The organism is Glaciecola sp. SC05, assembly GCF_041380235.1.
Lineage (GTDB): Bacteria > Pseudomonadota > Gammaproteobacteria > Enterobacterales > Alteromonadaceae > Glaciecola.
Genome location: NZ_JBGIYY010000015.1, coordinates 93688 through 114285, shown reverse-complemented (window position 1 = coordinate 114285; position 20598 = coordinate 93688). Strand labels below are relative to the sequence as shown.

Sequence of the window (20598 nt, the reverse complement as noted above, 5' to 3'; positions counted from 1 at the left end):
GAGTTGCCTCTCAAGCGGGATGCGAATACTACGCTTTTCAGTTTCATTGTCAACACATTTAAAATGTTTTTTGTGACAAAAACTAAGAAACTAATTTGCACCCCCTGCACTCAACCTTGCAACACTGTCTAATATTAATCCTCGTGTTGGCACATGTTTGAGCGCAGGCGGATTTTACACAGTAAAGTTCCAATATCAAGTGCTTGCTGACAAATTCTAATTAAAACGATACTTAAAAATTTTAAACGTTTATTTTTACATCAATATGTGCAAAATCTAGCCACAAAAATGACGAGGCTATCAAAAGAGATTAATGATGCCAAAGATATACACAGAGTATTTTACGAGATGAACAAGTATACTTCGCTTATTGGAATCAACGCTAAACGCTTAATTAGTTAAACAACATCATGCCCGAACTATCTGTACTAGCTATATTTATCCCCACGTTCTTTTTTATCTCTATCAGCCCAGGTTTGTGCATGTCTCTAGCGATGACCTTAGGCATGACCATTGGGGTTAGAAAAACACTGTGGATGATGCTAGGGGAGATCATTGGTGTAGCCTTAGTAGCAATTTTGGCTGTAATTGGCATTGCTAGCATGATGCTTCAGTATCCAAAGGTATTTCTCATCTTCAAATGGCTCGGAGGCTTATACCTATTGTACCTTGGTATCCAGCTTTATTTCACAAAGGTTCAAATAAGCTCTGAGTCACACAGCTTTTCAAATATACCTGCCAAGCATTTGTTAATTAGCAAGGGATTTGTAACCGCGGTAGGCAACCCAAAAGGATGGGCATTTATGATCACTTTACTGCCACCTTTTCTCGATATTGAAAAAGCATTAGTACCTCAAATGTCAGTGTTAGTGATACTAATAATGCTAAGTGAGTTAGTATGCATGTTAATCTACGCGAACGGCGGGAAGGCACTAAGCAGGCTATTAAATAAAGGCGACAAGGCTCAGTGGATTAATCGAATTGGCGGAAGCTTACTTGTTTTTGTTGGTATCTGGTTAGCCATTGCATAATCGTCTATGCTCTTCATTTCAAGCAGCTTTGGCTGTAACTAAACAGAACTAGGATGCACTGCATGCCAATAAAATCATTTAATAACATTCACCCAAGCTTTGATGAAACTGTTTATATAGATGACTCAGCGGTAATGGTCGGAGATATTCAAATAGGGACCGATAGCAGCATTTGGCCAATAGTAGCGGCTAGAGGTGATGTTAATATAATTAGGATTGGTAAAAGAACCAATATTCAAGACGGCAGCGTATTGCATGTTAGCCGACCCAGCGCTAACAAGCCCGATGGTTTTCCTTTGCTCATTGGTGATGATGTCACTATAGGTCACAAGTGTATGTTGCACGGTTGCACAATTGGCAATCGAATACTTGTGGGGATGGGAGCAATTGTGATGGATGGTGCAATAGTCGAAGACGATGTGATGATTGGAGCTGGTTCACTTATCACACCGAACAAAACCTTAAAGAGCGGCTTTTTGTATGTAGGCAACCCCGCCACACAGAAACGAAAATTACATCCACACGAAATTACATTTTTAGCGCAATCTGCCAAAAATTATGTGATTTTAAAAAACACCTATTTACAAAACGAACAGGAATGTTAAGTAAAAACATCAACTATATTTAAGATCAGCAAGGCATAACTTACATCGCGCCCCGTAAATATTTGAATACCGGCGCTGTGTTTGGCTTTAATCCAAACCACAAGTAAAAACTGTGTGCAGCTTGCTCAATCAACATACCTAAACCGTCTATGCTATTAACACATCCCAGACTCCTAGCATGTTGCAAGAATACCGTTTCTTGGTTTTTGTACACCATGTCATAAACAGATGGGTTGCCATAGAAAACCGTGTCGGGTATCTCGGGCAACTGGTCACTTAAGCTTAATGAAGTGGCATTAATAACCAAATCAAACACCTCTTTGCCTGCCTTGTATGGCTTTACTAAACCAAACGAATAGCCATTGCTATGTTCTATTAGTTCAAGCGCTTTGCTTTGACTGCGGTTATACAAACTAATACCAGCAACACCGGCATCAATTAGCGCAGGCAATGCGCCTTTTGCTGCGCCACCAGCGCCTATAACTAACAAATTAGCACCTAACAGCTCAACCTTATGATTTCGCAGATCGTTAGTGAGGCCAATTCCGTCTGAATTATCGCCAATGAAACCTGCCTCACTTCGAATTATTGTATTCACAGCTCCGGCTCGGCGAGCCTGTTTTGAAAGAGTATCTACCCATTTCAGTGCGTCATCTTTAAAGGGCATAGTGACATTTGCACCAATTGCTAAAGGATTAGCAAAGAAAGCGTCTGCCGATAAAGAAAAGGCATCTACATCCGCTAAGCGCTTTTGATAGTTCAAGGCAATATCAAATTGTTTAGCAAACAGCTCGTGAATGATAGGCGACTTGCTTTGTTCAATCGGGTTGCCGAAAACACAAGCGACATGTGCATCACGTAAAATAGCAGACTGATGGTGCTCAGAGGACAATACAGAAACCTTAAAAAAATACATCAGGCTACAATGTTACCGCAGCTTTTCACGTAATGCATGAACAGAAATTTTTAAGATCGCTTGACTGGTAAACAAAAAACCCTCCGCAAGCTTGCAACTCGCGGAGGGTTTATACAAATAAAAGCTTATTTTAGAATTTGTAGCCAAGTGAAATAGTGTAAACCCAAGGGTTAATTTTCACTGTATCAATTGAACCAAGGTCAGCTCCATTTACTTGGAAGCTTGCTTCGGTTTCGATGTTAATGTATCGAACGGATGCGTTTAAATACATGCCGTCTGATATTTCAAAATCAGCACCTACTTGAGCTGCAAGGCCAAAAGAACCATCTAAGCTAAGATCAGAAACCGTCGCGCCCTCGGCTAAACCTTGAATAAGACCTACTGCTGCATCGTCAAATTCTTCATCAAAGAAAACTGTATAGTTTACGCCAACACCAACGTAAGGCTGGAATTTTGCATCAGAATCCGCAAAAAAGTAGTTGGCAGTAACCGTAGGAGGTAAGTGCTTAGTAGATGCAAGCTTAGTTCCACCTAAAATCTCGATATCGTGAGAGAACGGTGTTGCGGCTAGAACTTCGATGTTCCAGTTATCTGTTAAAAAATACGAAACCGTCAAACCGATTTGCGTATTATTATCAACATCTACACCACCAACCACACCAACTTCAGGTAGAGCAAAGTTTGCGCCACCAACCAAGATGTTTGTGCTGCTTGCATCAGGGGCAACCATGGTCAAACCGCCTCTTACGACGATATCTCCAGCTTCAAATGCTGATACATTGACGCTAGACAAAGCTAAGGCAGAAACTAGAGCAGTTGAAAGTATTGTTTTTTTCATTGCGAACTCACTATTTTGGTTAAAGTTAAATTGGACGAAATACATTGTGCAATAGAGTAAGATACGCAGAAATGAAAATATTGATCTAGATTAAGTTTAGATAAATGCTTGATTTTAGTCGTTTAAACCGTTGATCTAAATCAAGCTATTTCGAATATTCTAAATGTATATAGTGAATTACTCGGAAAAACCTGATTTATAGCGAGCACAACGCAAAGCAGCTCATAGCAAATGTGAAAAAGCGCAAGGTAGAGCTTTAGTCGATACCTACCCAATCAATCGCCCGTAAATATTGATACAAATTACCCTCAGGGGAGTCTGGCGGGGGCTGATAGTCATACTCCCATCTTGCTAAAGGTGGCATCGACATCAAGATTGACTCTGTGCGCCCGCCTGTTTGCAAGCCAAATAATGTGCCTCGATCATAAACAAGATTGAACTCTACATAGCGCCCGCGCCGATATAATTGAAATTGTCGTTCTCGCTCAGTAAACGGCAAAGCTTTACGCTTTTCTATTATTGGCACATACCCATCTATAAACCCGTTACCAACAGCCTGCATAAAGGCAAAAGACTGGTCAAAACCCCATTCGTTTAAATCATCGAAAAACAAACCACCAATGCCACGGGTTTCATTTCTGTGCTTCAGGTAAAAATATTCGTCACACCATTTTTTATATTTCGCATACACTTGCTCACCAAATGGCAAACATAAATCCTTAGCGACTTGATGCCAGTGTTTAGCGTCTTCTTTAAAAACATAAGTAGGTGTTAAATCAAACCCACCTCCAAACCACCAAATAGGCTCCTCGCCTTCTTTTTCAGCAATAAAAAAACGGACATTGGCATGTGAGGTTGGAATCAGCGGTGAGTGAGGGTGAATCACCAGCGAGACCCCCATTGCTTGAAAGTTTCTGCCGGCGAGCTCTGGTCTAGCAGCAGTTGCGGAAGGCGGCATTTGTGAGCCGAACACATGCGAAAAATTCACGCCTCCTTGCTCAATCACAGCTCCTTTACTCATCACTCGAGAGCGACCCCCTCCGCCTTCTTCGCGCACCCAAGAATCTTCTGTAAATTTACCCTCACCGTCGGCAAGGGCCAGCGCTTGACAGATATTGTCTTGTAACTGCAGTAAAAATGCTTTCACTGTATTGATTTGAACGTCTGTCACACTGCTACTTGTCATACGCGGATAGTTTCCATGGTTAAACTATGAATGATTTTACTGGGCGTTTTCTGCTGCCCTAAATCCCCTTCAATTAATACAACTTGCTCACCAAAATACTGTGTTACTTGAGCGGCGCTTCTAGCCGGCTCTGCAGTGGCGGGGTTGGCACTGGTAGAGACGAGCGGCCCGTTAATTGCCCAGCACATTTGCTGAACCAATGGGTGATTAGTTACCCTAACCGCGACCATATTAGAATCACCACTAATAAAATTTGGTGTATGGGGAGATTTAGGCAATAACCATGTGACCGGGCCAGGCCAACTATCAATCACTTTCTGTTGAGTGCTTTCTTGTAGCTTCGCAAAATCGACAAAAGGCAGAATCTGCTCGATACTCTGAGCAATTAAAATCATGCCTTTTTCTACAGGTCGTTGTTTTAATCTTAATATTTCGAAAACAGCGGCTTCGTTTAAGGGATCACAGCCTAAGCCGAAAACCGCCTCTGTTGGGTACGCAAATACTTTGCCTTGTGCAAAGTCTTGCCTAAACTGAATGGGTGCAAATTGCATGGTGGATAATGTCTCTATTTTTCAAGCGTAAGCTGATGGTCACACTTGTCGTTAGCGCAGCTTAGCTGAAGTTTGTCTTTGGCATGAACAAGCATTATGGTTGAATTGCATTTTTCACAAAGTCGCGTTATCGGCATTAAATTGAGCACGAATTTACAACTTGGATAATTATCACACGCATAAAAAAACTTTCCAAACCGGTTTTGTTTCTTATTAATCGTTCCTTTATTACAGGAAGGACAAGAAACCGGGGTGTATTGTGCCGTTTTTTTAGCTGAATGATTATTCGAAATAAAGTGACAACTTGGAAAGTTTGTACAACCAATAAACATTCCGTATCGGCCTTTCTTTACCGCTAACGCTGCACTGCACTGAGGGCATTGGCTGTCGGGCATTTCTTTGACTACCGCAACATCGTTAGTACTGAGTGATTGGGTATAATCACAGTTAGGGTAAGCTGTGCAACCTAAAAACGTTGATTTGCCGACATGTTTTACGGCTAAATGCGCTTGGCACTTAGGGCAGTCACCATAAGCCAGTTGATTTGCACCATGGGCTGATACAAATAACTCGTTATTAATTTTAACCATACCAAGCTAGTGCAATAATCCTTCTGGAGCCTCAAACAGTAACTCTTCCATTTGTTCATAGGCCAGCTCTTTACCTGGAACATTAAACAATACCATCAGCACAACCCATTTTAGATCGACTACACAAAACTCATTTACTTCAATCTCCATGACTCTGTCGATGACCATTTCACGGGTTGTAGCGTCAAGCACGTTGATCTGCTCTAGGAACATCAAAAACCCTCTAGACTCTGTATCTAGCCTCTGTTGTTCTTCGAAAGTAAAAACCCGCGTTGTGGTGCTAAGCTGGCTAGTGTATTGCAGGTACGGGTTTGCGTCTGTTGTTTGCAATTCGCATAACTTTTCAAGCCATGCTAATGCTTTATAAATTTCACCATGGTGAAAACCTGCGCGAATTAACTCTTCCGTTAGTTCGTCTTGGTCAACCATAATATCTGATTCATTCTGCACTAAGTTTTCAAATAGATACATGAGGATATCAAACATGTTTAGCCCCTCAATTTAACGTAGCCTTCAGGTGTTGAGGCTACAATGCCACGCAACTCATATTGTAATAATTTTATCAGCACTTCTGAAACTGCCATGCCGGTGCGTTTTGCAATCAGATCAACTGATTGAGCGCTGTAAGTAACACTATCTAACAATGGATCAGATGCCAAGTCTTGATTGCGAATATTTTGGTCTTTATCAGAAGTTTTTACCGGTTTTGCCAGAAAAGGCAGTTCATCAATAATATCAGCCGCATTTTCAATCAATTTTGCTCCCGACTTAATAAGGAAGTGACAACCTTGAGCATTGGGATTGTAAATTGCGCTGGGTACCGCAAATACTTCTTTGTTTTGCTCTAATGCATAGCGGGTAGTAACGAGCGTACCACTTTTTATTTTCGCTTCTACCACCAATACGCCTAAGGATAAGCCGCTAATGATTCTATTTCGCCTTGGAAACAAGCTAGCATGAGGAGCAGTGCCCGGCGCAAACTCGCTGACAACCGCACCATGTTGTTGAATGTCGCAATACAGCTGCCGATGGCGAGCCGGATAAGCCCTATCGATTCCGCAGCCGAGGACTGCGATAGTGGGAACCTCATAATGCAAACTAGCGCGGTGACTTAAGCCATCTATGCCAAGCGCCATACCACTGGTAATAGCAACATCCAATTCTTGACTAATCCCTCTAACCAAGTCATCCACAACTTCTTTTGCATACTGGCTAGGGTTTCGAGTGCCGATCATAGCAAGCTGAGGCTGTAAGAGAATGTCCAATTGACCTGCCACAAAAAGAAAAAGTGGCGGGCGGCTTAGCTCAGTTAATAGTGGCGGAAAACGCGCGTCATCTAAGGTAACAAAATGATGCTGATCAGATAAGTCTAACCAATCATGGACTAAGCGCTTTGTTTTAAAATAGCTTGCTTGAGGTGAACGCAATGCGCTTATTTGCTCACTTTTCCAAGCGGCGTTAGCGAGATCTTGATTGCTTAACAGAGGTATTTGCAGCAAATCGCATTGATACAAACTAGCGGTCTGCATCAAGCCCGATATTCCCATTTTGGGGATACTATCGAGCAGCAAATATTGATTGATATTAGTACATGAAATATTGCGAAAGACCGAATCCTTGGTCATTGATTAGTTCCTTTTACATAATGTTAGTTTTCTGGAGGCGTTGGGCTAGCAATAATTTCACCGCCAGTAAGATGCGTAGTTGCCTTTGTTACCCAAGCATAGCTAGCATGCTCAAATCCACGTATTACAACAAGTTCGCCTACCTTGTACGCCGGTTGCGAGATAGTCTCCCCAAAATTGAAAAATGAGCTAATGCCACTTTCATCAGAGCTGCGTGTTGGCTCAGCTTTATAATGCACATCTGGGCCTTGCTTATAAATGCCAAACACGGTGCCTGGGTCTACCTTACGAGCACCGATATTAATAATTACAACGTCGTGCTTTGAGATAATGTTGTTCCCATTAATATTAGACACCAACTCCCCTTTTTCTCGAGTTGCCGCTTTCAGAGATAAATCATTGTTATTGAATGTCATCGCTGGACGAAGTTTATCGCCTTTCTTAACTTCGCGAATACTTTGTGCCACTTTGACGACATAGGTGCTGTCAAGATCAGTAGAGAAAGCGGCATCGCTAAGCTGAATCACCTGTATTCCTAGTAAGGCACCCAAGCTGTCATAGACTTCGCGCTCTTTGCGAACAATTTCAAACGAGTCAAAGTTAGCGGCTTCAGCATTCGCTATCGCTTTTGTTAATATGTAGTCTTCGTCAACAAAACGAGAGCTTCCTTCGCGATCGGTTAGCACCGCAGGTAAGGCATAAAAATCATCTACAGACATGATGCTATCGTTGTTAATATACATCTGTATTTTTTCCCACGGCAACACATTTATCGGCGAAGGTTTTTCAATTCGACGGCTTTCTGGTGTTAGGGTAATTAAAGGTTTGTCGCGCACAACTTCTAAAATCGGTACGCCGTTTTCCCACCGTAAACGCAACATATCGCCTGGGTATATTAAATGCGGGTTGGCAATCTGCGTGTTATTGCGCCATAGCTCTGGCCATCGCCAGGGCTGATTTAAAAACAGGCTGGAAATGTCCCAAAGCGTATCGCCTTTTTTAACAACATAAGTTTGCGGTGCATCGTTTCTGATGTTTACCACATCTGCATGCGCAAAATTGAAAACACTTAAGCCCACCAAGATGATGGCTAGAGTGCACGTAATGAGGCTTTTTAGACGCATGATTCTATTCCTGTACGAATATCAGTTTATTAATAAAGTGACTGTTGTATAATTCGTTATCGGTTTGAATTTGATAAAATTAACCTTAAATAGTAATTAAGAGGCGATAATATCTCTGGTAACGTCGCATCTTACGAAGTTTTCGATGAAATTAAACACGCATTGTGCGTTATCCGTATGAATAAACATACTGACTAAAAGAGTAGTTTTTATGGCTGTATTAGAAGTACTAACCTTTCCAGATGAGCGCTTGCGAACCGTCGCTAAGCCCGTTAAGGAAGTTAACAACGATATTAAAACCCTCGTCGCAGACATGTTTGAGACGATGCGAGATGAAAAAGGTATCGGTCTTGCCGCAACCCAAGTGAATGTGCACAAGCGAGTTGTAGTGATGGATGTATCCGAAGATCAGAACGAACCTCTTGTATTCATTAATCCTGAAATTACCCACAAAGATGGCACAACGGTGAGCGAAGAGGGATGCTTATCGGTTCCTAACAATTACGCAAAAATTGATCGCGCTGAGCACATTGTAGTAAAAGCATTGGATAAAACCGGTAAACCATTTGAACTTGAAGCAGACGGTTTGCTCGCGATATGTATTCAGCATGAACTTGATCATTTAGAAGGTAAATTATTTGTAGATTATTTATCGGCGATGAAAAGAGAGAGAATCCGCAAAAAACTTGAAAAAGAAGCCCGCCTGGCCGCTCGTGAGAGCTAGACTACTGATGACTGGAGCGCTAGCATGAAAATAATTTTTGCTGGCACACCCGAATTCGCAGCCGCACATCTGCAGGCTTTGATTCACGCAGGTCACAATATTATCGCAGTTTATACCCAACCAGACAGGCCATCTGGGCGTGGCAATAAACTTACTCCTAGCGCGGTGAAACTATTAGCCCTAAAACACGATATTCCTGTAGAGCAACCGCCAAGCCTAAAATCTGACGATGCACTGCGACAACTGCAAAACTATCATGCCGACCTAATGGTGGTAGTCGCATATGGTTTGTTACTTCCAAAAGCAGTGTTAGATACTCCTCAATTAGGATGCATTAATGTACACGGTTCACTCTTGCCAAAATGGCGAGGGGCAGCCCCTATTCAGCGAGCGATTTGGGCGGGCGATAAAAGCACTGGCGTCACTATTATGCAGATGGACGAAGGTTTAGACACCGGCCCGATGTTACTAATGAAATCTACAGACATTCTGCATACGGAAACTTCTGCAGACCTCTACGAGCGGCTTGCGACACTTGGTCCAGCAACACTTTTAGAATGCTTGAGCAAGATCAAGACCCTAAGGCCTGTCAAACAAGACGATGCAGCGGCAACTTATGCTAAAAAACTATCAAAAGAAGAAGCCAAGTGCGACTGGTCGTTAAGCTGTCATCAACTCGCCCGAAATGTACGAGCATTTAACCCATGGCCAATGGCATGGTTTGAATCAGAGCACAAGAACATCAAAATTCATCAGGCAATGGCAATTGAGCAAGCTCACAATATAGTAGCCGGGACGATTGTTAGATACGACAAAGAAGGCCTAGATGTAGCGTGTACTGACGGCATATTACGTATCACCAGTTTGCAAATGCCTGGCAAAAAAGCACAAGCAATCAATCAACTCGTGAACGGTAATCCAAATCAATTTGTTTCTGGCAGCGAGCTTTAGATGCCTTCACACAATCTACAATCTTCTGCTCAAGTTAAATTGGTATTGAGACATCCACCGCAATTAAGAGCCGATGCGGCCTGGGCGCTCATGCAAATATTGGAACTCGGATTATCATCAAGAGAAGTCATGCCAATGATATTTGAACGTCATCACAAAGCTCAAGACCGAGCCTGGCTGCAAGAAACCGTATTTGGGGTCCTAAGAGTGCTACCCACGTTACAAAGCTGGCTTCGCCATCTATTAAAATCACCCTTAAAGAAACAACAAAAAATCATTGAGCACGTGATCATGATTGGCTTATTTCAACAAGCATTCATGCGAACATCTTCTCATGCAGCTGTATCCGAGACGGTAAATGCCAGCAAAATACTGAAGCAGCCGCAGTTAAGCGGATTAGTCAATGCAGTGCTAAGAAACTTCGACCGCGAAAAACTTGTTGAACAGACATCAAGCGAGCCACACGTTATTGCAAACTTGCCTAAATGGCTCTATAAACAACTAGTCATTGCATACCCTGAACAGCTCACATCAATTTGCGATGCGATGCAAAACAAACCACCGTTATGGTTGCGAGTAAATCCTTTTGTTATAAGCCTCTTAGACTATAGCGAAGTGCTAACAGAGCAACAAATTGCCCATCAAACCTATCCTCCGTTTGCAGTTAAATTAGAGCGATATGCTGATGTCACGGGTCTGCCTCTTTTTGACGAAGGTGGGTTTTCTGTACAAGACCTTGCGGCGCAGCACGCTGCAGGCTTATTAAACTTACAGGCAAATGACATAGTGTTAGACGCATGTGCAGCGCCAGGCGGCAAAACCGCAGCGATTATTGAAGCTTGCCCAGATCTTGAGGCGATTTTCGCAATGGATAGCGCTGAGCAGCGAAACGCCCGCACTTACGAAAACTTAGCACGCCTTGGACATAGTCAGCGTTTAGGCGACAAACTACAGATCATCAACGCCGATGCAAGCAACCCACTCAGCTTTAAAACGCTCCCTCAATTTGACAAAATTTTGTTAGATGCGCCATGCTCAGCCACCGGCGTAATAAGACGACATCCCGACATAAAGTGGCATCGTAAAGCGAAAGACATTGAGGTCCTAACCCAGCTGCAATCGCAAATATTAGAATCTACTTGGGGAGCGTTAAAGCCCGGGGGCCTGTTGCTATATGCGACATGCTCTATTTTGCCTCAAGAAAATACCGAGCAAATTCTTAGGTTTTTGGCGGCGCATCCTGAGGCGAAACTTATACCCATTGAACATGGTGACAAAGACTACCTACAGGGCTGGCAAATATTACCTGGAGAACAAAACATGGATGGTTTCTTTTACGCGAGACTGCTAAAGTCAACGTAAGCTAAGATTAGCGGAATAATAAAGAGCAACACGATGAAAATCATTATCATAGGCGCAGGACAGGTTGGCGGCACTCTCGCTGAGAACCTTGTTGGTGAAAAAAACGAAATCACCGTTATCGATTCTGATTTAACAATATTAGAAGCTTTGCAGAACCGCCTTGACCTGCAAGTGGTTTGCGGCATTGGCTCACACCCCGACATTTTGAAAAAAGCTGGTGCGGAAGATGCCGACATGCTGATCGCTGTAACCAATAGCGACGAAAGCAATATGATGGCCTGTCAGGTCGCCTATAGTTTATTTAAGACGCCCACCAAAATCGCTCGAGTACGCTCAGAACAATATATTATTTATCAAGAGCAGCTTTACAAACATCAAGATATTCCAGTAGACCACCTTATTGCGCCTGAACAACTGGTTACCACCGCAATTAAACGCTTAATTGATTATCCCGGTGCACTGCAGGTCGTTGAATTTGCTGACGGAAAGGCTAGTTTGGTGGCAGTGAAGGCTTACTACGGGGGTTTATTGGTTGGTCATGCCCTATCTGCATTGAAAGAGCACATGCCCAATGTAGATACCCGAGTAGCCGCGATATATCGTCGCGGACGACCAATTCGGCCGCTGGGGTCGACCGTTATCGAAGCTGACGATGAAGTATTCTTTATTGCTGATACCAAGCATATCCGCGCGGTTATGAGTGAGCTGCAAAAACTCGAATCTAGCTACAAACGCATTATGATTGCTGGCGGCGGACTGATAGGCGCTGGCTTGGCCAAACGACTTGAACATAAACATAATGTCAAACTGATTGAGTACAACGCCGAACGAGCACAATACTTATCTACCGTGTTAGACAAAGCAATTGTATTTCAAGGTGACGCATCTGATGCCTCTTTATTGTCTGAAGAAAATGTTGAGCAAGTAGATGCATTTATCGCCGTCACCAATGACGACGAAGCCAATATTATGTCAGCAATGTTAGCTAAACGCATGGGCGCGCAAAAAGCCATGGTGTTGATCCAGCGCAGCGCTTATGTCGACCTTGTACAAGGCGGAGATATTGATATTGCATTTTCGCCACAGCAGGCAACCATCTCAGCACTGCTTACTCATGTAAGGCGTGGAGATATAGTGAACGTTCACTCACTTCGCAGAGGAGCAGCAGAAGCAATTGAAGCAATTGCTCATGGCGACGAGTCAACATCGAAAGTCGTAGGCAAACAAATACAAGATATTAAACTACCGCCGGGCACGACCATCGGAGCGATTGTGCGCAAGGACGAGGTCATCATAGCCCACAGCGATACTGTTATTCAGGCGAATGACCATGTAATTTTGTTCTTAGTCGACAAAAAGTTTATTTGGGACGTCGAAAAACTGTTTCAACCTAGCGCTCTATTTTTTGGATAAACGGAGCTTTTGTGCCCTTAACTTCGCCAAAATGTAGGCGATAATAATACCAACAGAGAGAATACTTCAAGCCGACCGAAAAGCATGGCTGAAACAAGTAGCCACTTACCACTGTCAGACACTTCAGCATATGTACCTGCTACTGAACCAAGACCGGGGCCTAAGTTATTTAGTGTGGCAGCGGTGGCTGAAAATGCCGTGATATTATCAAGTCCACTGGCGATAAGGCCAATCATGATCACCACAAAAACGATGGCATATGCCGCAAAGAATCCCCAAACAGCCTCGACAACTCTTGATGGCATCGCCCTATCCCCAAGCTTTACTGCATAAACTGCTTTTGGATGAATCAACCTGTCAACTTCGCGTTTGCCTTGCAAAAACAGCAAAAGCACTCTGATCACTTTCAAACCGCCGCCAGTTGAGCCTGCGCAGCCGCCAATAAAGCTAGAGAATATCAATAAAATTGGCAAAAACGCTGGCCATGAAGAAAAATCGGTTGTTGCAAAACCCGCCGTAGTACTAATTGAAACAGCTTGGATAAGCGCTTGATCAAGGGCCATTTCCGCTGAGTCGTACACCGAATAATTTACCAGCACTAAAAAACAGACCGTAATTAACACAAATTGAATAGTAAAGAAGGTCTTGCACTCTGGATCTTTAAAGTAATTTTTTATATTTCGACCGCTTACCGCCGAATAATGCAGAGAGAAATTTAGCGCCGCAATCCATAAAAATATTACGCAAACCACATTGACCGCGACACTGTTAAAATATCCAAGGCTGGCGTCATAAGTTGAAAATCCACCGATAGCGATGGTAGAAAATGCATGGCAAACCGCATCAAAAAGATTCATACCAGCGAGCCAATAAGCGAATGAGCAAGCAATGGTCAGGGATAAGTAGATGTACCACAGGTGCTTGGCGGTATCGGCGATACGTGGCGTCATTTTTGAGTCTTTTACTGGCCCAGGTGTTTCTGCCCGATAGAGCTGCATACCGCCCACCCCTAAGATAGGTAGCACAGCGACGGCCAGAACAATGATCCCCATACCGCCTAACCATTGCAGTTGCTGTCGATAATACTGTACCGCTTTGGGCAGAAATTCAATACCCTCTATAACCGTGGCGCCGGTAGTGGTTAGGCCTGAAAACGACTCAAAAATGGCGTCGGTAATGGTCATCTGTGGTTGATCTAGGAGTGCAAAAGGTAAAGCACCAAAGGTTGCTAGTACCGTCCAGAACAATACAACAATCAGAAAACCTTCTTTTGCTCTTAAGTCACTTTTGTTTCGTCTATTGGGGTACCAGAACATTAAACCGGTCACCAGACTCAGAAAAAACGCAACCAAGAATGCTAGGCCACCACCATCTTGATAGATGACAGATATAAGCGCAGGCGGTAACATGGTAACGCTAAATAACGCTACGAGCAGGCCCAAAATTCTTATAATGGCGCGGTATTGCAATGTCGATTTGCCTTGTTAGAAATGTCACTTTACTAATTCAAAAGGTGATATCACCTGTCTGTATGCATTGTGTGCCTTTAACAATAAAAACTCAAACACAATGCCAATAATTTATTTTAGTTTGTAACTTATTGAACCTCATAGATAAAAAAATTAAGCAAATTTATTACTTGGCAACTTAAATTTTTGTGCTAACTTTAACCTCGTTACAGCGCATTTCTTTGTTGCTGTTATAGCAGGAAGTATCAAAAAATAAAAATAGTAAAGGATGTTCGGCTGTCGCCTTCGTAGTTTTCCTAAACCAATTTATTGCGTACTTTTTCTTTTAGAGAAAAGGTAGGTTTTTGCTGTGTTATTTTTACTTACTAACAGAGTTATCCACAAGTGACTAATTATTAACCATAAAAATACTCCCGTAAATTCAAACCCTTACGGCGATAACGAGAAAAGAGTAAACGAATTATGCACAAACATAACACGCCACCTTTAGTTCTTGTTGATGGCTCATCATATCTGTTCAGAGCGTTTCACGGCATGCCTCCTCTCACCAATAGCAAGGGGCAAGATACTGGTGCCATTTACGGCGTGGTAAATATGCTTCGCAGCTTAGTAAAAGATTATGCACCGACTCACATGGCGGTGATATTTGATGCCAAAGGAAAGACCTTTCGCGACGATATTTATGATCAATACAAAGCCAACCGCCCGCCAATGCCCGATGAGCTTCGCGGTCAAATAGAGCCACTGCATACTATCGTGAAGGCCATGGGTTTCCCGATCATAGTCGAGCCGGGCGTAGAAGCCGATGATGTCATTGGCACACTTGCAAAACAGGCTACCGAACAAGGCATCGAATGCGTCATCAGCACCGGCGACAAAGACATGGCACAGTTAGTCAGTGAGCATGTGACGCTCATCAATACGATGACCCGCACCACGATGGACTTGGACGGCGTCGTCGAAAAATTTGGTGTCCCGGCTGAACTGATCATCGATTTTCTTGCATTAAAAGGCGATAAAGTCGACAACATCCCCGGCGTGCCGGGTGTTGGCGATAAAAGTGCTGTTGCCATGTTAAACGGCATCGGAGGAGTCCACGCTATCTATGAAAACCTAGACAAAATCGCCGATTTAGATTTTCGGGGAGCGAAAACAATGGCCAGTAAAATGGCCGAGTATAAAGAACAAGCCATGCTGTCATACGAACTCGCTACCATTGCCTGCGACCTCAAACTTGAATATGTGCCAACAAGTTTGCAAATGGGTGAAATGGATAAGGCCCAGTTAAAAACCTTATTTGCAGAGCTCGAATTTAAAAAGTGGCTGAGCGAAGTCAGTGACGGCGCAAGCAACTATGCAGAAGCTCTCGAAAACAACAGTGCGCCCGACACATCAACACCTGAAATAAGCACCGTTGCAAGCGCCAACTTTGATATCGACGCTTATATTACAGTGCTTGATCAAGGCGCCTTTGCATCCCTGAAAGCAAAACTAGAGCAGGCGGTATACTATGCCGTAGATACCGAAACTACCAGCCTCGATTACATGCAGGCCGAACTCGTGGGCATTAGTTTCGCATTGGCACCAAATGATGCTTATTACATCCCTGTTGCCCATGATTACCCTGGAGCACCAGAGCAGCTTGACCGCGACTGGGTGTTAGCAGAATTAAAGCCATTGCTTGAAGCTGACGACCAAAAAAAGATTGGTCAGCACATTAAGTATGATAAAAATGTTTTAGCCAATTACGATATACAGTTAAACGGCATATTGTCCGACACGATGCTCGCTTCTTATGTCTTAAACAGCGTGGCGACAAAGCACAACATGGATAGTTTGGCGTTAAAATATTTAGGTCATAAATGCATCGGCTTTGAAGAAATAGCCGGTAAAGGTGTAAAACAACTCACTTTCAATCAACTAGAACTGGAAATTGCCAGTCGCTATGCGGCAGAAGACGCTGACGTTACTTTACGTCTTTACGAAGCACTAAACGTCCTGCTCAGCGCGCAACAAGGCTTAAGTAGCGTGTTAAACGAGATAGAAGTGCCCTTATCTTCTATACTGGCAAAAATGGAACAAACCGGTGTGCTTATTGATTCACAAATGCTTGCGCAACAAAGCCAAGACTTAGCCAAGCGGATCATAGAGCTTGAGGCACAAGTCCATGAGCTTGCCGGCGAACCCTTTAATTTAGGGTCTACCAAGCAACTTCAGCACGTCTTATTCGAAAAAATGTCTTTGCCCGTCGTGAAGAAAACCCCTAAAGGCGCGCCGTCAACCTCTGAAGATGTGCTGCAAGAATTAGCTGCCGAATACGAACTGCCGGCCCTTATTATGCAGTATCGGGGTTTATCCAAACTTAAGAACACCTACACCGACAAGCTACCAAAGATGATTCATCACCGCACCAATCGTGTCCATACTTCATATCATCAGGCTATTGCTGCAACAGGCAGGCTATCTTCGAGCGATCCGAATTTGCAGAACATTCCAATTCGAACTGTAGAGGGTCGTCAAGTTCGCCAAGCTTTTATACCGCAACCGGGTTTTAAAATGGTGGCTGCAGATTATTCTCAAATTGAACTACGGATCATGGCGCATTTAAGCAAAGACGAAGGCTTACTAAAAGCCTTTAGCGAAGGTAAAGATATTCATAGTGCAACCGCTTCTGAAGTATTTTCGGTGCCACTTAACGAGGTCACCACCGAACACCGGCGTAGTGCAAAAGCCATTAACTTTGGTCTGATCTACGGTATGAGTGCCTTTGGCTTATCCAAGCAGTTAAATATCTCAAGACACGACGCACAGATGTATATGGATACTTACTTTGAGCGTTACCCAGGTGTCCTTAAATATATGGAATCGACTCGCGAAGGAGCCAAACAAACTGGCTATGTATCAACCGTCTTTGGACGTCGCCTATATTTGCCTGAAATCAACGCTAGCAATGGCGCTAGACGCAAAGGCGCTGAGCGTGCAGCAATCAATGCGCCGATGCAAGGAACCGCGGCTGATATTATTAAAAAAGCGATGATTGACGTGGCGGCTTGGATGGATAGTTTAGGGGATACAAAAGACATTATTATGATCATGCAAGTACACGATGAACTGGTGTTTGAAATTCGCGAAGATAAGTTAGACACTTTTGTGCCAAAAATATGCAAAGTCATGCAGGACTGCGTAAAAATTGATGTGCCTTTAGTAGTTGAAGCTGGGGTCGGTAAAAACTGGGATGAGGCGCACTAACTGAGGCTGTAAAAATAAATTAGATTTTTTAAAGAAATATTTGAACTAACTTTATTTCGACCACTCATATATAGCGAATGTGTTGTTCTCCCTAAGTGGTTTGCCCCGAATCTTTTCGGGGCTTTCTTTTTTTTGCTCGATAGAATTTTTTTACTGCGCAGCTTTGGGTTCAGGTTTTTCTACCCCTAACCAATCTAATAAAATCCCCTCTGCTTCACCTAAACCAACGCCGGTTAACGATGAAAAAGCCTGCACTTTTACATCGCCCATAAATGCTAGCGAAGCTTCGCGCACCATCAGCACCTGCTGCTTACGCTTACCTGCTTTTAATTTATCTGCCTTAGTTAGTAGCAACAATACCGGAATTTTTGCACTAACAGCCCAAAATATCAGATCTTGATCAAGGTCTTTCAATGGATGCCTGATGTCCATCAGCACGACTAAGCCCTTCAGACAATTTCGTTTTTGCAGATACTCTCCTAAGGCCTTCTGCCATTTCAGCTTCATTGCGATAGGGACTTTTGCATAGCCATACCCAGGTAAATCGACCAGGCGACGCTTATCGTCAAGCTCAAAAAGGTTGATTAACTGAGTTCGACCCGGTGTTTTACTCGTACGAGCCAAACTATTTTGTCGAGTAATTTTGTTCAGTGCGCTAGACTTCCCAGCGTTCGATCGTCCGGCGAATGCGATTTCGATGCCGTCAAATGGCTCTAGATGCCCGATGTCAGGGGCACTGGTGAGAAATTTTGCTTTTGTAAAATATGACATAAGTTACCAAAATCGTTAAAAAACAGACTAAAAGTGTATGAAATGATTTACCGATCATGCATTTAAATCGATAGTATTGCTAGGTAAGAGTTTTTTTAATGGTGTATTTGTGTAAAATATCACGCCATCACAGTATGGTGATTTGTTAAACCGTATCTTAAGAGAGATTAAGTATGAAAAAATTATGTTTGCTTCTAGGGCTAATCCTTGTAAGCGCAACAACCGTTGCTATCGATGGTGACCCAGAAGCAGGAAAAACCAAATCTGTTACATGTGCAGCGTGTCATGGTTCAGATGGTAACAGTGCTATTCCACTTAATCCCAAAATTGCAGGTCAACACGCAGGATACATATACAAACAATTGACCGAATATAAATTGGCTAGCCAAACCGGTGGTAAAGAAGGGCGCAACAATGCAGTGATGAACGGCATGGTAGCGGCACTTTCAGATCAAGATAAAAAAGACTTAGCAGCCTATTTCTCAAGCCAAGACACAAAAATCGGCTCTGCCCCAGAGGACGCAATTGCTGCTGGAGAAGCCTTATATAGAGGCGGTGACGCAGAGCGCGGAATTACTTCTTGCATGGCGTGTCATGGTCCCGCTGGCGAAGGCATGAATTTAGCAGGTTTTCCGGTTCTTAGCGGTCAACACGCACAATATACTGCGCAGCAACTTAAAATGTTCCGTTCAGGAGACCGTCATAACGATCTAAATGGCATGATGCGCGATATTGCTGTTAAACTCACAGATAAAGACATTGAAGTGCTATCAGCTTATCTTGAAGGTTTGTATTAAAATTTAAGAATCGAAAAATTCGATAGAAAAACTTTTGTAAATAAGTTGTAAATTTATTTTATGTAGGTATTATTCGAACCAGTAGCAAGCAGACCAACACTAGTTAGGCAATTGCACTAAGATTTTATAATAAGAAAGCGTAACGGATTACCAAAAATCAGTTAGCTTGTTTTGATAATAATAAGAAAAAGTAAAATTAGCATATAACGTGAGCACATGAAGTGCTAAACGGGAGAGGTGTCACAAGACACTGATTAATATTAAGGTGATATCTTCGGGTATCACCTTTTTTCTTGTCTACAATATTTATCTTCGGTAAATCATCAATACACCGTACAATACCCAATATAATTCAAACCAGCCGAGGCACTTAGGCTGGTTTTGACACTACATTAAACATTGAGAATAATATGACACGCGTAAAAAAATCTCGAAAAGTCGGTAGAATCGGGGTTGCTAAAACGGATGCCCCTAGAAAGGTCAAAAAAACCCAACTAGCCAAATCGACCAATACTGCAGGAAATAAAGCCGGTACACGTCAACAAGTGGCAAACACTGGCCCTGTGAATGGCGGCGAAAAAGACAAGCAAGATCCACGTGTGGGTAGTAAAAAGGCGATTGATTTAAACAAATATCAATCCACCAGCACACCCGTACAAGAAAAAAAGTCTCGCTTTAAAACGCCGCAACAAGAATTAGACAGCATCGAGAAAGACACTAAGTTAGAAGCCTTACTTGAAAAGCAAGAAAGTAAAAAACTCAACCTTGCCGAACAGGAGTATGTCAGCAAAAGCCTTAAGCGCCATAAGCAGCTTTGTGACATGCTCGGAATTGACATGATAGAAGATGAATCTGAACAAGAGATTGATCCCTTTGCGCAATTAGATGCAATAAGACTAGATGATTTCAAAGATTAGAAGATAAACATGGTTTGGACGTTAGCAGCCGTTGGCGCAGTGGTCATTGTAGTATTGAGTGTATATGCTGGAAGACTGCTTTTTTTGCTACAGGCACAAAAAAGTCGACATCAAGTGGCTAAGCAAAAGCGTATCGATGATATAACCGAAAGTATTCAAACCATCGCATTTGCAATGCACCAACAGCAGTGCGATTTGTCTGAAGGTACTATACGCATATGCCGCTTGCTTGAAGCGATGCCACTTGACCCTTTACCTGACTTTAAACAAGAATATCCTGCCATACATAGTTTGTTCGACAAGGTAAAAAACTACCCAACTCACGAAGAGCGAAACGCCTTATCTAAGGCTGAGCGGCGCGGTCAGGACAAAGAGCGCGGGCAGTTTGAGAGCGAGCTAGAATCATCCATCTTACACGAGACAGAAAAACTCAAATCGTTTACTGTTTAACTACGCAAATTTAAAGCGCCGCCACTTAT

At 43.0% G+C, this 20598-nt stretch carries 20 protein-coding genes; 10 read left to right on the top strand and 10 right to left on the bottom strand.

Going from position 1 to position 20598, the window contains the following annotated elements; translation table 11 throughout:
- Nucleotides 1–410 precede the first annotated feature (410 nt).
- Complete coding sequence (locus tag AB9H30_RS14275; protein ID WP_371195367.1) at nt 411–1031, top strand: LysE family translocator; 621 nt, start codon at nt 411–413, stop codon at nt 1029–1031.
- A gap of 62 nt (nt 1032–1093) precedes the next feature.
- The gene (locus AB9H30_RS14270; RefSeq protein WP_371195366.1) at nt 1094–1636 is read left to right on the top strand and encodes a gamma carbonic anhydrase family protein; all 543 of its coding nucleotides are present in this window, start codon (nt 1094–1096) and stop codon (nt 1634–1636) included.
- A 40-nt stretch (nt 1637–1676) separates the two neighbouring features.
- On the opposite strand, the gene aroE is transcribed toward AB9H30_RS14270, so the two are convergent.
- The 8 genes from aroE to AB9H30_RS14230 all read right to left on the bottom strand — a co-directional run bounded on the left by aroE (nt 1677) and on the right by AB9H30_RS14230 (nt 8466).
- Complete coding sequence (gene aroE, locus AB9H30_RS14265; RefSeq protein WP_371195365.1) at nt 1677–2552, bottom strand: shikimate dehydrogenase; 876 nt, start codon at nt 2550–2552, stop codon at nt 1677–1679.
- Between the two features lie 130 nt (nt 2553–2682).
- Nucleotides 2683–3390, bottom strand: coding sequence for an OmpW family outer membrane protein (locus tag AB9H30_RS14260; RefSeq protein ID WP_371195364.1), 708 nt, complete (start codon nt 3388–3390; stop codon nt 2683–2685).
- A gap of 256 nt (nt 3391–3646) precedes the next feature.
- Nucleotides 3647–4576, bottom strand: a complete 930-nt coding sequence (gene hemF, locus AB9H30_RS14255; RefSeq protein WP_371195363.1) for an oxygen-dependent coproporphyrinogen oxidase — start codon at nt 4574–4576, stop codon at nt 3647–3649.
- Nucleotides 4573–5127 (bottom strand): Sua5/YciO/YrdC/YwlC family protein, encoded by a 555-nt coding sequence (locus AB9H30_RS14250; RefSeq protein WP_371195362.1) that lies wholly within the window; start codon nt 5125–5127, stop codon nt 4573–4575. The genes hemF and AB9H30_RS14250 overlap by 4 nt, the downstream gene beginning before the upstream one ends.
- Before the next feature lie 14 nt (nt 5128–5141).
- Nucleotides 5142–5717 carry a topoisomerase DNA-binding C4 zinc finger domain-containing protein gene (locus AB9H30_RS14245; protein WP_371195361.1) on the bottom strand — a complete coding sequence of 192 codons (576 nt, stop codon included), beginning with the start codon at nt 5715–5717 and terminating at the stop codon, nt 5142–5144.
- Between the two features lie 6 nt (nt 5718–5723).
- Entirely contained in the window at nt 5724–6203 is a 480-nt protein-coding gene (locus AB9H30_RS14240) for a DUF494 family protein (protein WP_371195360.1), read from the bottom strand.
- A 2-nt stretch (nt 6204–6205) separates the two neighbouring features.
- Complete coding sequence (gene dprA, locus AB9H30_RS14235; RefSeq protein WP_371195359.1) at nt 6206–7342, bottom strand: DNA-processing protein DprA; 1137 nt, start codon at nt 7340–7342, stop codon at nt 6206–6208.
- A 23-nt stretch (nt 7343–7365) separates the two neighbouring features.
- Entirely contained in the window at nt 7366–8466 is a 1101-nt protein-coding gene (locus AB9H30_RS14230) for a LysM peptidoglycan-binding domain-containing protein (protein ID WP_371195358.1), read from the bottom strand.
- A gap of 211 nt (nt 8467–8677) precedes the next feature.
- Between AB9H30_RS14230 and def the strand changes: the two genes are divergently transcribed.
- From def to trkA, 4 genes are read left to right on the top strand one after another with little or no spacing between them, the layout of a single operon-like run.
- Nucleotides 8678–9190 carry a peptide deformylase gene (gene def / locus AB9H30_RS14225; RefSeq protein ID WP_371195357.1) on the top strand — a complete coding sequence of 171 codons (513 nt, stop codon included), beginning with the start codon at nt 8678–8680 and terminating at the stop codon, nt 9188–9190.
- A 24-nt stretch (nt 9191–9214) separates the two neighbouring features.
- Nucleotides 9215–10141 carry a methionyl-tRNA formyltransferase gene (fmt, locus tag AB9H30_RS14220; RefSeq protein ID WP_371195356.1) on the top strand — a complete coding sequence of 309 codons (927 nt, stop codon included), beginning with the start codon at nt 9215–9217 and terminating at the stop codon, nt 10139–10141.
- Entirely contained in the window at nt 10142–11503 is a 1362-nt protein-coding gene (rsmB, locus tag AB9H30_RS14215; protein ID WP_371195355.1) for a 16S rRNA (cytosine(967)-C(5))-methyltransferase RsmB, read from the top strand.
- 33 nt (nt 11504–11536) lie between these two features.
- A complete protein-coding gene (gene trkA, locus AB9H30_RS14210; RefSeq protein WP_371195354.1) occupies nt 11537–12916 on the top strand; it encodes a Trk system potassium transporter TrkA in 1380 nt (459 codons plus the stop codon).
- A gap of 17 nt (nt 12917–12933) precedes the next feature.
- Here trkA and AB9H30_RS14205 read toward each other — a convergent pair whose 3' ends face one another.
- Nucleotides 12934–14385, bottom strand: coding sequence for a TrkH family potassium uptake protein (locus tag AB9H30_RS14205; protein ID WP_371195353.1), 1452 nt, complete (start codon nt 14383–14385; stop codon nt 12934–12936).
- 462 nt (nt 14386–14847) lie between these two features.
- Between AB9H30_RS14205 and polA the strand changes: the two genes are divergently transcribed.
- A complete protein-coding gene (gene polA, locus AB9H30_RS14200) occupies nt 14848–17634 on the top strand; it encodes a DNA polymerase I (protein WP_371195352.1) in 2787 nt (928 codons plus the stop codon).
- 150 nt (nt 17635–17784) lie between these two features.
- On the opposite strand, the gene yihA is transcribed toward polA, so the two are convergent.
- Entirely contained in the window at nt 17785–18405 is a 621-nt protein-coding gene (gene yihA / locus AB9H30_RS14195) for a ribosome biogenesis GTP-binding protein YihA/YsxC (protein ID WP_371195351.1), read from the bottom strand.
- Between the two features lie 173 nt (nt 18406–18578).
- Between yihA and AB9H30_RS14190 the strand changes: the two genes are divergently transcribed.
- The 3 genes from AB9H30_RS14190 (at nt 18579) to AB9H30_RS14180 (ending at nt 20569) form a co-directional block, all read left to right on the top strand.
- Nucleotides 18579–19202 carry a cytochrome c gene (locus AB9H30_RS14190; RefSeq protein ID WP_371195350.1) on the top strand — a complete coding sequence of 208 codons (624 nt, stop codon included), beginning with the start codon at nt 18579–18581 and terminating at the stop codon, nt 19200–19202.
- Between the two features lie 410 nt (nt 19203–19612).
- Entirely contained in the window at nt 19613–20119 is a 507-nt protein-coding gene (gene yihI, locus AB9H30_RS14185; protein WP_371195349.1) for a Der GTPase-activating protein YihI, read from the top strand.
- 9 nt (nt 20120–20128) lie between these two features.
- Entirely contained in the window at nt 20129–20569 is a 441-nt protein-coding gene (locus AB9H30_RS14180) for a DUF2489 domain-containing protein (RefSeq protein ID WP_371195348.1), read from the top strand.
- Nucleotides 20570–20598: the final 29 nt, after the last annotated feature.

Coding starts and splice junctions, on each gene's coding strand:
- AB9H30_RS14275 (WP_371195367.1), top strand. CDS start 411: ATGCCCGAACTATCTGTACTAGCTATATTTATCCCCACGTTCTTTTTT.
- AB9H30_RS14245 (WP_371195361.1), bottom strand. CDS start 5,717: ATGGTTAAAATTAATAACGAGTTATTTGTATCAGCCCATGGTGCAAAT.
- rsmB (WP_371195355.1), top strand. CDS start 10,142: ATGCCTTCACACAATCTACAATCTTCTGCTCAAGTTAAATTGGTATTG.
- AB9H30_RS14240 (WP_371195360.1), bottom strand. CDS start 6,203: ATGTTTGATATCCTCATGTATCTATTTGAAAACTTAGTGCAGAATGAA.
- AB9H30_RS14270 (WP_371195366.1), top strand. CDS start 1,094: ATGCCAATAAAATCATTTAATAACATTCACCCAAGCTTTGATGAAACT.
- AB9H30_RS14250 (WP_371195362.1), bottom strand. CDS start 5,127: ATGCAATTTGCACCCATTCAGTTTAGGCAAGACTTTGCACAAGGCAAA.
- dprA (WP_371195359.1), bottom strand. CDS start 7,342: ATGACCAAGGATTCGGTCTTTCGCAATATTTCATGTACTAATATCAAT.
- polA (WP_371195352.1), top strand. CDS start 14,848: ATGCACAAACATAACACGCCACCTTTAGTTCTTGTTGATGGCTCATCA.
- aroE (WP_371195365.1), bottom strand. CDS start 2,552: ATGTATTTTTTTAAGGTTTCTGTATTGTCCTCTGAGCACCATCAGTCT.
- AB9H30_RS14180 (WP_371195348.1), top strand. CDS start 20,129: ATGGTTTGGACGTTAGCAGCCGTTGGCGCAGTGGTCATTGTAGTATTG.
- AB9H30_RS14230 (WP_371195358.1), bottom strand. CDS start 8,466: ATGCGTCTAAAAAGCCTCATTACGTGCACTCTAGCCATCATCTTGGTG.
- yihI (WP_371195349.1), top strand. CDS start 19,613: ATGACACGCGTAAAAAAATCTCGAAAAGTCGGTAGAATCGGGGTTGCT.
- AB9H30_RS14190 (WP_371195350.1), top strand. CDS start 18,579: ATGAAAAAATTATGTTTGCTTCTAGGGCTAATCCTTGTAAGCGCAACA.
- fmt (WP_371195356.1), top strand. CDS start 9,215: ATGAAAATAATTTTTGCTGGCACACCCGAATTCGCAGCCGCACATCTG.
- AB9H30_RS14260 (WP_371195364.1), bottom strand. CDS start 3,390: ATGAAAAAAACAATACTTTCAACTGCTCTAGTTTCTGCCTTAGCTTTG.
- yihA (WP_371195351.1), bottom strand. CDS start 18,405: ATGTCATATTTTACAAAAGCAAAATTTCTCACCAGTGCCCCTGACATC.
- trkA (WP_371195354.1), top strand. CDS start 11,537: ATGAAAATCATTATCATAGGCGCAGGACAGGTTGGCGGCACTCTCGCT.
- def (WP_371195357.1), top strand. CDS start 8,678: ATGGCTGTATTAGAAGTACTAACCTTTCCAGATGAGCGCTTGCGAACC.
- hemF (WP_371195363.1), bottom strand. CDS start 4,576: ATGACAAGTAGCAGTGTGACAGACGTTCAAATCAATACAGTGAAAGCA.